Raw genomic sequence first — 12,031 nt, 5'->3', positions numbered from 1 at the left:
GTTACGCTCGATCGAGTGACCCGCTCTCTCCGCATCGCCTCCGTCAACGTCAACGGCATCCGCGCCGCCGCGCGCAACGGCATGCACGGCTGGCTCGACACCGCCGACGTCGACATCCTCACCCTCCAGGAGGTACGCGCTCAGGCATCCGATCTGGCCGCCGCTCTCCCGGGGTGGCACATCGTCAACGACGAGGCGCTCGCGAAGGGCCGTGCGGGAGTCGCGATCGCCGCACGCGAGCCGCTCGACATCTGGCGGGTCGACCTGGGCGACGACGACCTCGATTCGAAGGGCCGCTGGGTGGAGGCCGACATCGACGTCGACGGCGAGCAGCTGACGGTGGTCAGCGCCTACGTCTTCACCGGCGAGGTGGGCACCGAGAAGCAGGTGGCGAAGTACGCCTTCCTCGACGCGATGGAAGCACGGATGCCGGAGCTCGCCGCCGGGCTCGCGGTCGTCACGGGCGACCTCAACGTCGGACACCGCGAGCTCGACATCCGCAACTGGAAGGGCAACGTCAAGAAGGCCGGCTTCCTCCCGCAGGAGCGCGCCTACTTCGACCGGTTCACGGCGCCCGCGGGCGAGACCGTGACCACCGTCGACGGCGGCTCCGGCGTCGGACTGGGCTGGACCGACGTCGGTCGCACGTTCGCGGGCGAGGTCGACGGCCCTTACAGCTGGTGGTCGAATCGCGGCAAAGCGTTCGACACCGACACCGGCTGGCGGATCGACTACCACCTCGCGTCGCCCGCCCTCGCGCCGCGCGTCACGGACTACCGCGTCGTGCGGGCCCCCTCGTGGGACGCCCGGTGGAGCGATCATGCCCCGGTCGTGGCCGACTACACCGTCGGTTCCTGACCCTCTGGCATCGAGCACGCGGCCGCGGGCTACTCTCGTCCCCATGCCCCTCGTACTCGTGACCGGCGCTGCGCGCCCGAACAGCATCGCCGCCGGCATCGTCCCCCGGCTCTCCGCCGACGGGTGGGACGTCGTGACGAGCGACCTCGACGCAGGCGACTACCCGTGCGACCTGTCGGACCCGGCGGCCCCCACCGAACTCATCGAGCGCATCGCGCAGGAGCGGGGCACCCTGTCGGCCCTCGTGCTCAGCCATGCCCACGACATCGAGAGCGGCATCCTCGACACGACGGCCGAGAGCTTCGACCGCCATGTCGCCGTCAACGCGCGTGCGAGCCTGCTCATGATCGCCGCCTTCGCCCGGCAGATCGGCGCGGACGGCGGCGCGATCGTCGCGTTCACCAGCGACCACACCACCGGGAACCTTCCCTACGGCGCGTCGAAGGGTGCGCTCGACCGGATCGTGATCTCTGCCGCGCGGGAGCTGGGTCCGCTGGGCATCTCGTCCAACGCCGTCAATCCCGGCCCCATCGACACCGGGTGGATGGACGACGAGACGCGCACGTCCCTGACGGCGCTCCAGCCGCTCGGTCGCGCCGGCACGCCCCGCGACATCGCGGGCATCACCTCCTTCCTCGTGTCGGACGAGGGCCGGTGGATCAGCGGGCAGCTGCTCCACACCGATGGCGGGTTCTCGGCTCGCTTCTGACGCCGCACGTTCGCGCCTAGGATTATCGGATGAGCAAACCCCGCCTCTACTCCGGAATGCAGCCCTCCGCCGACTCCCTCCAGATCGGAAACTACATCGGCGCGCTGCTCCAGTGGCGGGAGCTCCAGGAGGCGAACGAAGCCTTCTTCTCGGTCGTCGACCTGCACGCTCTCACCCAGCCGAACGATCCCGCCGAGCTGCGCGAGAAGACCCGCCGCACCGCCGCCCAGTACATCGCCGCGGGCATCGAGCCGTCGAAGTCCACGCTCTACGTGCAGTCGCACGTGCGCGCGCACGCCGAGCTCGCCTGGATCCTCTCCACGGTCACGGGCTTCGGCGAAGCCAGCCGCATGACCCAGTTCAAGGACAAGTCCTCGCGCTACGGAACGGATGCCACGAGCGTGGGACTGTTCACGTATCCCGTTCTCATGGCCGCCGACATCCTTCTGTACCAGACGGACATCGTCCCGGTCGGCGACGACCAGAAGCAGCACGTGGAACTCACCCGCGACCTCGCCGAACGCTTCAACAGCCGGTACGGCGCGGCGTTCCGCATCCCGAAGCCCGTCATCCAGAAGGAGACGGCCCGGATCTACGACCTGCAGAACCCGACCGCGAAGATGTCGAAATCGGCCGAATCGGATGCCGGTGTGCTCTGGTTGCTCGATGACCCCGCGGCATCCGCGAAGAAGGTCATGCGTGCCGTGACCGACTCCGAGGGTGTCGTCCGGTACGACCGCGACGCGAAGCCCGGTGTCTCGAACCTCCTCGTGATCTACGCGGCCCTGACCGGGCGCGAGATCACCGCGATCGAGGACGAGTACGCGGGCCGCGGCTACGGAGACTTCAAGAAGGGCCTCGCCGAGGTCGTGGTGAGCGAGTTCGGACCGGTCCGCCAGCGGGCCCTCGAACTGCTCGACGACCCGGCCGAACTCGATCGGGTGCTCGCGGTGAATGCCGGGCGCGCCGAGGAGGTCGCCGACGCGACACTCTCGGACGTCTACGACAAGGTGGGGCTGCTGCGCCGTGGCTGAGAACCTCGTCCCCGCACCTCTCGATCCCGCGCCCGAATTGATCGAGGCCATCGACGCCGCCGCTGTCGCCTCGATGGCGGCGCCATCGGACGTCGCCGCGCAGGAGAAGCTCTGGCGAGCCGTGTTCGCCCTTCCGACGTGGATCTTCGTCGCCCGCGGCACCGACGAGGAGCCCTCGCCGTACGCGGCGACGACCGACTCGGGCCCGGCGATCTTCGCGTTCTCGACCGCCGACCGGGCGGCTGCCGGCGCCGCGAGCTTCGGCATTCCCGCCGAAGAAGCCAACCGTCTCCTGGCCGTGCCGCTCCCCGACGCCGCCGCCTGGGTCGCCTCGTTCGCCGAGGTGGGGGTCGAGTCCCTCGTCTTCGACGCACCGCAGTTGGGCGCAATGGCGCCGCTGGGGAACCTCGCCGCGATGGGCGTCTGGATCACCCAGCACCCCGAAGGCTGACCGGCGCCTGCGGGAGACGCGATCGGTTCGCAACCCCCTCGGGCTCCGCCGGCAGGCCGTGGCAGGATGAGCCCATGCCGGAGATGCCCGAGGTGCAGGGACTCGTCGACTTCCTGCGTGGCCGCGCGGTCGGCCTCACGGTGACGAAGACGTCGGTCGCCAACATCGCCGCCCTCAAGACGTACGATCCGCCCATCGACGCGGTCGTCGGGGCGACGGTGACGGATGCCCGCCGCCACGGCAAGTTCATCGACCTGACGACCTCCGCCGGCGTGCACCTCATCTTCCATCTCGCCAAAGCCGGCTGGCTGCGGTGGTACGAGACGCTCCCCGCGACCGTGATCCGCCCCGGCAAGACGGCGATCGCCCTCCGGGTCGCGTTCGACGACGGATCCGGATTCGACCTCACCGAAGCCGGAACGAAGAAGTCGCTCGCGTACTACGCGGCCCGCTCCCCCGGCGATGTCCCCGGCATCGCCCGACTCGGACCCGATCCGCTCGACCCCTCGTTCGACCGGGAGGCCCTCGCCGGCCTGCTCGCGGGGCGCCGGACGCAGATCAAGGGGGTCCTCCGCGACCAGTCGATCGTCGCGGGCATCGGCAACGCCTACTCCGATGAGATCCTCCACGCCGCGAAGATCTCGCCCTACGCCCTCGCGGCGACGCTCTCCGGCGACGAGGTGGACCGGCTGTACGAGGCGACCCGCGGCACGCTCGCCGATGCCGTCGCCGCGGCATCCGGACGCCCCCCGGCCGACCTCAAGGACGCGAAGCGGCGCGGGATGTCCGTCCACGGCCGCCGCGGCGAGCTGTGCCCGGTGTGCGGCGACGAGGTGCGGTCGGTGTTCTTCGCGGACAACAGCCTGGAGTACTGTCCGGCGTGCCAGACCGGCGGCAAGATCCTCGCGGACCGTCGCCTCTCGCGGCTTCTCAAGTAGGTCCGGTCAGACGGTTCCGGCGAGCACCCGCGCGTCGTCGTCGACCCAGCCCATCGACTTCGTGACGGCCTTGTCCCAGAGCCGCAAGCGGCGCTCGCGCTCATCCACCGGCATCTGCGGCTCGAACCGGACGTCCTCCTGCCAGTACCCTCGGAGCGAATCGCAGTCGGGCCAGACGCCGACGGCGAGCCCGGCAGCGTAGGCGGCGCCGAGCGCGGTCGTCTCGACGACCTTCGGCCGGATGACCGGGATGCCGAGGATGTCGGCCTGGAACTGCATCAGCGTGTCGTTGCGGGTCATGCCGCCGTCGACGCGGAGCTCTTTGAGGTCTCGCCCGGTGTCGGAGACGACGGCCGAGATCACGTCGCGGGTCTGGAACGCGGTGGCTTCGAGGGCAGCACGGGCGATGTGCGCCTTCGTGACGAACCGCGTGAGACCGACCAGAGCGCCGCGCGCGTCGGGGCGCCAGTGCGGGGCGAACAACCCCGAGAACGCAGGCACGAAGTACGCGCCCCCGTTGTCCTCGACGCTGCGGGCGAGCCGCTCGACCTCAGCGGATTCGGAGATGATCCCGAGGTTGTCCCGCAGCCACTGGATGAGCGACCCGGTGACGGCGATCGACCCCTCGAGGGCGTAGCGTGGCGCCTCGTCGCCGAGCTGGTAGGCGACCGTCGTGATGAGGCCGGCCTCCGACCGGACGAGCTCGGTTCCCGTGCCCACGAGCAGGAAGTTGCCCGTGCCGTAGGTGTTCTTCGACTGGCCGGCGTCGAACGCCGCCTGACCGAAGGTCGCCGCCTGCTGGTCTCCGAGGATCCCGGCGATGCGGATGCCGCGGGCCACCCGGGGCTGCACGACCTCGCCGTACACCTCCGACGACGAGCGGATCTCGGGGAGCATCTCCCGCGGGATGTCCCAGACGGAGAGCATCTCCTCCGACCAGTCGAGGTTCCGGAGGTCCATGAGGAGGGTGCGGCTCGCGTTGGTCACATCGGTGATGTGGATGCCGCCGTCGCTCCCGCCCGTGAGGTTCCAGACGACCCAGGTGTCGGGCGTGCCGAACAGCAGGTCGCCCGCACGGGCGGCCTCGCGCGCGCCGTCGACGTTGTCGAGGATCCAGGCGATCTTGGAGGCGGAGAAGTAGGACGCGAGGGGCAGACCCGTCACCTCGGCGAAGGCGTCGACGCCGTGCGTCTCGATCAGGCGATCGATGGCGGGCTGGGTGCGCGTGTCCTGCCAGACGAGCGCGTTGTGCACGGGCCGGCCGGTGCGGCGGTCCCAGACGATCGCGGTCTCGCGCTGATTGGTCACGCCGATCGCCGCGACGTCTCCCGCCGATAGACCGGACTGGCTCAGCGCCCGCGCGAGCACCCACTCGGTGTTGGTCCAGATCTCGACCGGGTCGTGCTCGACGCGTCCCGCGCGCGGGAACACCTGTTCGTGCTCACGCTGCGCCGTCGCGAGCAGCTCGCCCTGCCCGTCGAACACGATCGCGCGCGTCGAGGTGGTGCCCTGGTCGATGGCGATCACATGGTCCGTCACGTCTACTCCCTTTCGAGGCCGTGGCGCCGGTCAGACCGACGCCGGCTCTGCCGCGTGCACCGCGGCGAGCGCCCGGTCGATCTCGACCCGACGCGCTGCGGCATCCCACCCCATCACGTCGGCGATGGTCTCCGCGAGCTCGGCGACGACCTCGGCGGTCGCTTCGCCGCGGAACGCGATGTTCGTGCGGCGCAGGAGCACGTCGTCGAGGTGGACCACCGACTCGGCGCGGGCGATGTGGCGGAGCTCGCCGGTCGTGTACCGGGGCAGGGTCTCGAGCGGCTCGCTCGTCCCGTCTGCCCGCAGGGCCGCGGCGACGGCGACGGCGTGGGTGCCGTAGCGGTGCAGCATGCGGGCGCCCTGCTCGGCCGGGACGTCGGCGAGGTGATCGGCGACCCAGCGGTCGCGATCGCCGTCGGTGCGCGGGAAACCGACGGCGCCACCGATGGGGAGGCCCTTCGTGCCGCGGCGGCGGGTGCGGCCCAAGCGCTCGAGGACCCGATCGGTCAGGGTGGCGGCGACGGCGCGGAACGTCGTCCACTTCCCGCCGATGAGCGTCACGACGGGGGTGGTCGACTGCGGGGTGAGCGGCGCGGTCTCGATGCGGTAGTCGCGGGAGACGAATCCTGCCGCGACGTCGCCGTGACCGGGCAGCGGGCGCACGCCCGAGTAGCGGTGGACGATCTGGCTGCGGTCGACGGCGATCGCGGGCAGGACGTGGCCGATGAGGTCGAGGAAGTAGTCGACCTCCTCCTCGGTGCAGACGGCCGGCTCGGACATGTCGTGCTCGAGGTCGCTCGTGCCGACGAGGACGCGGCCGTTGAGCGGGTAGATCAGGACGATGCGCCCGTCGGAGTGCTCGAAGAAGAGCTCGCGTCCGCCGGTGGCCTGCAGGAGCTCGGGGTGGTCGAGCACGATGTGCGAGCCCTTGGTGCCGCCCATGTACTGCGTGGGACGGCCGAGCGCGTCGTTCGTCAGGTCGGTCCAGGGTCCGCTGGCATTGACGACGACGGATGCCGTGAAGTCGAACTCCTCGCCGGTCACCTCGTCGCGGAGCCGGACGGCGTCGCCCTGGCTACCCACGGCCGACACGTAGTTCGCTGCGCGGGCGCGGTCTCCCCCGGCGGCGACCCCGTCGCGGACGAGGTCGAGGCCGAGTCGCTCGGGGTCGCGCAGCGAGGCATCCCAGTATGTGGCGGTGTACTTGACCGCCGGGTTCAGCTCGGGCAGTGCCTGCAGCGAGCGGCGACGCCCGTGGAACGTGTGACGCGGCACGCGGCCACCACCGCGCGAGAACGAGTCGTAGATGATGAGGCCGACCTTGATCAGCAGGGCGCCTCGTTCGGTGCTCCCCGTCTTGCGGTGGAGCACCATCCGCAGCGGCGCCGAGAACAGGCCCGAGAAGGTCGAGTAGATCGGCACGGTGGTGCGGAGGGGGCGAACGTAGTGCGCCGCGGTCGACAGGAGGTCGTTGCGCTCGGTGACCGACTCGTGGACGAGGCGGAACTCACCGTTCTCGAGGTAGCGGATTCCGCCGTGGATCATGTGGCTCGAGGCGGCGGACGCGCCGGAGATGAAGTCGGATCGCTCGACGAGCGCGACGTCGACGCCCTGAAGGGCCAGGTCGCGGAAGGTCGCGACGCCGTTGATGCCGCCGCCGACGATGAGGACGTCTGCGGTCGGACGCGCGCGGAGGTCCTCGCTGGTGCGGCGGATCTGAGTGTTCACGGCGTGCTCCCTGTCGTCGAGGGCCCGCGGTGGGCCCCGGTCTGCGGCGTGGTCTCATGATCGCACCCGATGGACGGGATTGCAGTCGGGTTGCACATACGTGCAGACTCTCCTCGTGGATGATCTTCTCGACGCCGTTGACGTGCAGCGCGCACTCACGGCCGCGCACCTCTATTACGTGCAGGAACGCACCATGGAGGCCATCGCCCGCGAGCTCGGGACCTCTCGGTCGACGGTCTCGCGGCTGCTCTCTCGCGCCCGGGCCTCGGGCATCGTGGACATCCGCATCCGGTCGCCCTTCGCGGCTCCCCAGCTGATGGAGCAGGCCCTCGCCGACCGGTACGGCATCACGGCGCACGTCGTGCCGGTTCCCGACGATGCGAGCGAGGTCGAACGACTGGAGCGGGTGGCCACGGCCGCCGCGCACCTGCTCGGCGACCTCGTCAGGTCGGATACGACCGTGGGCATCGCCTGGGGGTCGACGACCGCCGCCGTCAGCCGGCGGCTCGTGCCCAAGGCCGTCCGCGGGACGACATTCGTGCAGCTCAACGGATCGGGGAACACGCAGACGACGGGCCTCCTCTACGCCAGCGACATCCTGAGCCGCTTCGCCCTCGCCTACGGAGGCAGTGCGCAGCAGTTCCCCGTCCCGGCGTTCTTCGACGACCCCCGCACGAAGCAGGCCATGTGGCGCGAGCGGAGCACGGCGCGCATCCTCGCGATGCACGAGGCGATGGACCTCGTCGTCTTCAGCGTCGGCTCGGCCGGATCGCGCGTCCCGAGCCACGTGTACGCAGGCGGGTATCTGGAGCCGCACGAGATCGACGCCCTCGACTCTGCCGGCGTCGTCGGCGACGTCGGCACCGTCTTCTACCGGCTCGACGGCTCGACGAAGGGGATCGCGCTGAACGATCGCGCGAGCGGGCCGCGCTTCGACGTCCTGCGCCAGGCTCCCGAGCGCGTGTGCGTCGTCTCGGGGGTCGACAAGGCCGACAGTCTCCGCGGCGCCCTCGCCGCTCGCCTCGTGACCGAACTCGTGATCGACGAGGCCACGGCCAGGGCACTCGCCAACTGAGGGCGACTTTTCCTGCGCACGGGGGAATGAAACGTGCGGATGCCGGTTGATTACACTCAAGAGCAAGAAATGTGCTCCGGGGTCGGTGAGAATCCGAACCGGCGGTGACAGTCCGCGAGCGGATCCCTCGGGATCTGCTGATCCGGTGTAATTCCGGAACCGACGGTGATGCGACGCAAGTCGCTAGTCCGGATGGGAGGCAGCACGAGAGGTACGCGGACGTGTCCGTGGACCCTTCGCCGCCTGCGCCCTGCCCCGGAGTCCCCATCGTGAGGATCCGGATGAGTGCCACTGACGCCGAGCGCACCGCGCTCCGCCGCGCGTTCGCGCTCGCCCTGAACGGCCCCCGCGGCGTGAACCCGCAGGTCGGCGCCGTCATCCTCAGCGCAGACGGCGAGGTGCTCGCCGAAGGGTGGCACCGCGGCGCGGGGACCCCGCACGCCGAAGTCGACGCGCTGTCGAAGCTCGCCTCGGGCGCCGCCGCCGGCGGAACCGCGGTGGTCACCCTGGAGCCCTGCAACCACACCGGACGCACCGGCCCCTGCGCGGTCGCCCTCCTGGACGCCGGGATCACCCGCGTCGTCTTCGCGGTGTCCGACCCCGGGGTCGCCTCCGGGGGCGGAGCAGAGCGCCTGCGCGAAGCGGGCGTCGACGTCGTCGCCGGTGAGCTGGCCGACGAAGGAGCAGCTCTGCTCGCGTCCTGGATGGATGTGCAGCGCCTCGGACGTCCGCACGTCACCGTCAAGTGGGCGCAGTCACTCGACGGGCGGGCTGCGGCATCCGACGGCACGAGCCAGTGGATCACCGGTGAGGCCGCCCGGCACGACGTGCACCGCCGCCGCGCCGAGGCCGACGCGATCATCGCGGGCACCGGCACCGTGCTCGCCGACGACCCGGCACTCACCGCCCGCCGCCCCGACGGATCGCTCCACGACGATCAGCCCCGGCCCGTCGTCGTCGGGACACGGGCGGTCCCGCAGGAGGCCCGCCTGCGCCGGCATCCCCGACACTTCATGCAGGACGACGGCGAGGACCTCCCCGACCTCCTCGAGCGCCTGCTCGAGCTGGGCGCGCACCACGTCTTCATCGAGGGCGGGCCCACACTCGCCGGATCGTTCCTGCGGGCGGGTCTGGTCGACGAACTGCTCGTCTACATCGCCCCGACCCTCTTGGGCGGCGACCGCCTCGCCGTCGGCGACCTCGGCATCACCACCATCACCGATCAGCGCCGCTTCGCGCTGGCAGACCTCGAACGACTCGGCGACGACATCCTCGTCATCGCCCGACCGAAGGAGAACAGCTGATGTTCACCGGCATCATCGAAGAGCAGGGCACGATCACCGCGATCGAGCCCTCGGGCGACGGCGTGCGTCTGAGCGTGCGCGCCCCCCTGGCTGTGTCGGACGCGGCCCGGGGAGACTCCATCTCGATCAGCGGCGTGTGCCTCACGGTCACCGACCAGACTCACGACGGCTTCACCGCCGACGTGATGAAGCAGACGCTCGACATGTCGACGCTCGGCACACTCGGGGTCGGATCGCCCGTCAACGTCGAACGCGCACTCGCCGCTCACGCGCGCCTCGGCGGTCACATCGTCCAGGGCCACATCGACGGCACCGGCACGGTCCTCGGGGTGCGCCCCGGCGACCAGTGGCGCGTCATCCGCATCGGCGTGCCGGCCGACCTCGCCCCGCTCATCGTCGACAAGGGCTCGGTCGCCCTCCACGGCGTGTCGCTGACGGTCTCCGCCGTCTCCGACCCCGGCGCGGCCGAGCACTGGCTCGAAGTGTCGCTCATCCCCGAGACCCTCGACGTCACGACCCTCGGTGCGTTGTCGACCGGCGACCGGGTCAACCTCGAGACCGACATCCTGGCGCGCCACGTGCAGCGCCTCCTCCGCTTCTCACCCGCAGAACATCCCTCCGCACACGAAGGAGGCTCCCGATGAGCCTTTCCCCCATCCCCGTCGCCATCGCCGCCCTGAAGGAAGGCCGACCGATCCTGGTCGCCGACGACGAGAGCCGCGAGAACGAGGGTGACATCATCCTCTCCGCCGAGCTCGCCTCGCCGGAGTGGCTCGCCTGGACCATCCGGTGGTCGAGCGGGTTCCTGTGCGCCCCCATGCCCGCCGACTGGGCCGATCGGCTCGATCTCCCGCCGATGGTCGAGGTGAACCAGGACAGCCGCGGCACCGCGTACACCGTCAGCGTCGACGCCGCCGACGGCGTCACCACCGGCATCAGCGCGGCCGACCGCGCCCGCACCGTCAACGTCCTCGCCGACCCGTCCTCCACCCCGGCCTCGCTCATCCGACCCGGGCACGTCCTGCCCCTCCGCGCCGTCGACGGCGGCGTGCGTGAGCGCGCGGGCCACACCGAGGCGGCCGTCGACCTCATGCTGCTCGCCGGGCTCGCTCCCGTCGGCGTCATCGGCGAGGTCGTCGCGGACGACGGCAGCATGATGCGGATGCCGGGACTCCTCGAGATGGGCGAACGCGAAGGCATCCCCGTCATCACCATCGAGCAGCTCATCACCTACTTGAACGGCGCGGACGGCACGGGCGCAGCCCTGACCGCAGGAATCGCCAAGCGCCGCGTGAGCCTGCGCGCCGAGGCGAACGTTCCGACCTCGCACGGCGACTTCCGGTTCCTCGCGTACAAGGACCGCATCACCGGCACCGACCACATCGCCGTCGTCTCGGGCGACCTCACCGAGGAGGCCCCGCTCGTGCGGGTGCACTCGGAGTGCCTCACGGGCGAGGCGTTCGGGTCGCTCAAATGCGAGTGCGGCCCGCAGCTCGAAGCCGCACTCGACGCGATCGACAAGGACGGCGGCATCGTCATCTACATGCGCGGTCACGAGGGACGCGGCATCGGCCTGATCAACAAGCTCCGGGCGTACAGCCTGCAGGAGCGCGGCCTCGACACCGTCGACGCCAACCTCGCCCTCGGCCTGCCGGCCGATGCGCGCGATTACGCAGCGGCGGCCGGTATCCTGCAGGATCTCGGCATCGAGAAGGTGCGCCTGCTGACCAACAACACTGACAAGGTCGCGCAGCTGCGGAGCCTCGGCATGACGATCGTCGACCAGGTCCCCCTGCTGGTGGGCGTCGGCGCGAACAACCACCAGTACCTGGCGACCAAGGCGGACCGCATGGGGCACATCATCGACGCCGGCGAGCTGCGCGACGCACTCGCCCACAGTGAGGAGCAGACCGCATGAGCGGACACGGAGCACCCAAGACCGAAGCCGTCGACGCGAGCGGACTCTCCGTCGTCGTCGTCGCCGGGCAGTGGCACGACCAGATCACCGACGGACTCATCGCCGGCGCGACACGAGTGCTCGACGCGTCGGGTGCGGCATGGCGCCTCGTTCGCGTGCCGGGCTCCTTCGAGCTCCCGGTCGTGGCGAAGGCCGCGCTCGATGCGGGGGCGGATGCCGCCGTCGCGCTCGGGGTCATCATCCGCGGCGGGACCCCGCACTTCGACTTCGTGTCCTCGGCCGCGACCGACGGCCTCACCCGCGTCGCCCTCGACACCGGCAAGCCCGTCGGATTCGGCGTGCTCACCCTGGACGACGAGCAGCAGGGCATCGACCGGGCCGGTCTCGCCGGCTCGAAGGAGGACAAGGGCGCCGAAGCCGCGGATGCCGCCATCCGCACCGCCCTGACCCTCCGCGAGCTCCGCGCCTGACCCGCAG

General features: G+C 70.7%; 12 protein-coding genes and 1 riboswitch. Of the genes, 10 read left to right on the top strand and 2 right to left on the bottom strand.

Annotation, left to right across the window (positions count from 1 at the left end):
• Positions 1 to 15: 15 nt before the first annotated feature.
• The 5 genes from ACJJV7_RS06010 (at position 16) to ACJJV7_RS05990 (ending at position 3,990) form a co-directional block, all read left to right on the top strand.
• Complete coding sequence (locus tag ACJJV7_RS06010; protein WP_405373131.1) at positions 16 to 858, top strand: exodeoxyribonuclease III; 843 nt, start codon at positions 16 to 18, stop codon at positions 856 to 858.
• 43 nt (positions 859 to 901) lie between these two features.
• Positions 902 to 1,567, top strand: a complete 666-nt coding sequence (locus ACJJV7_RS06005) for an SDR family oxidoreductase (RefSeq protein WP_405373130.1) — start codon at positions 902 to 904, stop codon at positions 1,565 to 1,567.
• Between the two features lie 29 nt (positions 1,568 to 1,596).
• A complete protein-coding gene (trpS, locus tag ACJJV7_RS06000; RefSeq protein WP_405373129.1) occupies positions 1,597 to 2,601 on the top strand; it encodes a tryptophan--tRNA ligase in 1,005 nt (334 codons plus the stop codon).
• Entirely contained in the window at positions 2,594 to 3,052 is a 459-nt protein-coding gene (locus ACJJV7_RS05995) for a hypothetical protein (RefSeq protein ID WP_405373128.1), read from the top strand. Before trpS ends, ACJJV7_RS05995 begins: the two co-directional genes overlap by 8 nt.
• 74 nt (positions 3,053 to 3,126) lie before the next feature.
• Positions 3,127 to 3,990: an Fpg/Nei family DNA glycosylase gene (locus ACJJV7_RS05990; protein WP_405373127.1), complete on the top strand. Its 864-nt coding sequence runs from the start codon at positions 3,127 to 3,129 to the stop codon at positions 3,988 to 3,990.
• Between the two features lie 6 nt (positions 3,991 to 3,996).
• Here ACJJV7_RS05990 and glpK read toward each other — a convergent pair whose 3' ends face one another.
• Together glpK and ACJJV7_RS05980 are read right to left on the bottom strand one after the other, a co-directional pair.
• Positions 3,997 to 5,529, bottom strand: coding sequence for a glycerol kinase GlpK (gene glpK / locus ACJJV7_RS05985; RefSeq protein ID WP_405373126.1), 1,533 nt, complete (start codon positions 5,527 to 5,529; stop codon positions 3,997 to 3,999).
• A 30-nt stretch (positions 5,530 to 5,559) separates the two neighbouring features.
• Positions 5,560 to 7,257: a glycerol-3-phosphate dehydrogenase/oxidase gene (locus tag ACJJV7_RS05980; RefSeq protein ID WP_405373125.1), complete on the bottom strand. Its 1,698-nt coding sequence runs from the start codon at positions 7,255 to 7,257 to the stop codon at positions 5,560 to 5,562.
• A 115-nt stretch (positions 7,258 to 7,372) separates the two neighbouring features.
• Between ACJJV7_RS05980 and ACJJV7_RS05975 the strand changes: the two genes are divergently transcribed.
• The 5 genes from ACJJV7_RS05975 to ribH all read left to right on the top strand — a co-directional run bounded on the left by ACJJV7_RS05975 (position 7,373) and on the right by ribH (position 12,024).
• Positions 7,373 to 8,332 carry a sugar-binding transcriptional regulator gene (locus tag ACJJV7_RS05975; RefSeq protein WP_405373124.1) on the top strand — a complete coding sequence of 320 codons (960 nt, stop codon included), beginning with the start codon at positions 7,373 to 7,375 and terminating at the stop codon, positions 8,330 to 8,332.
• Between the two features lie 69 nt (positions 8,333 to 8,401).
• Positions 8,402 to 8,540, top strand: a riboswitch (FMN riboswitch).
• A gap of 73 nt (positions 8,541 to 8,613) precedes the next feature.
• A complete protein-coding gene (gene ribD / locus ACJJV7_RS05970; RefSeq protein WP_405373123.1) occupies positions 8,614 to 9,636 on the top strand; it encodes a bifunctional diaminohydroxyphosphoribosylaminopyrimidine deaminase/5-amino-6-(5-phosphoribosylamino)uracil reductase RibD in 1,023 nt (340 codons plus the stop codon).
• On the top strand, positions 9,636 to 10,280 hold the full coding sequence (locus ACJJV7_RS05965) for a riboflavin synthase (RefSeq protein WP_405373122.1): 645 nt from the start codon (positions 9,636 to 9,638) through the stop codon (positions 10,278 to 10,280). The genes ribD and ACJJV7_RS05965 overlap by 1 nt, the downstream gene beginning before the upstream one ends.
• On the top strand, positions 10,277 to 11,554 hold the full coding sequence (ribA, locus tag ACJJV7_RS05960) for a GTP cyclohydrolase II (protein ID WP_405373121.1): 1,278 nt from the start codon (positions 10,277 to 10,279) through the stop codon (positions 11,552 to 11,554). The genes ACJJV7_RS05965 and ribA overlap by 4 nt, the downstream gene beginning before the upstream one ends.
• On the top strand, positions 11,551 to 12,024 hold the full coding sequence (gene ribH / locus ACJJV7_RS05955) for a 6,7-dimethyl-8-ribityllumazine synthase (protein WP_405373120.1): 474 nt from the start codon (positions 11,551 to 11,553) through the stop codon (positions 12,022 to 12,024). Before ribA ends, ribH begins: the two co-directional genes overlap by 4 nt.
• Positions 12,025 to 12,031 lie beyond the last annotated feature (7 nt).

This window comes from Microbacterium sp. Ld4 (assembly GCF_045066555.1).
Lineage (GTDB): Bacteria > Actinomycetota > Actinomycetes > Actinomycetales > Microbacteriaceae > Microbacterium.
The sequence above is the reverse complement of the archived record's forward strand: the minus strand, read 5'-3'. Positions and strand labels throughout refer to the sequence as shown.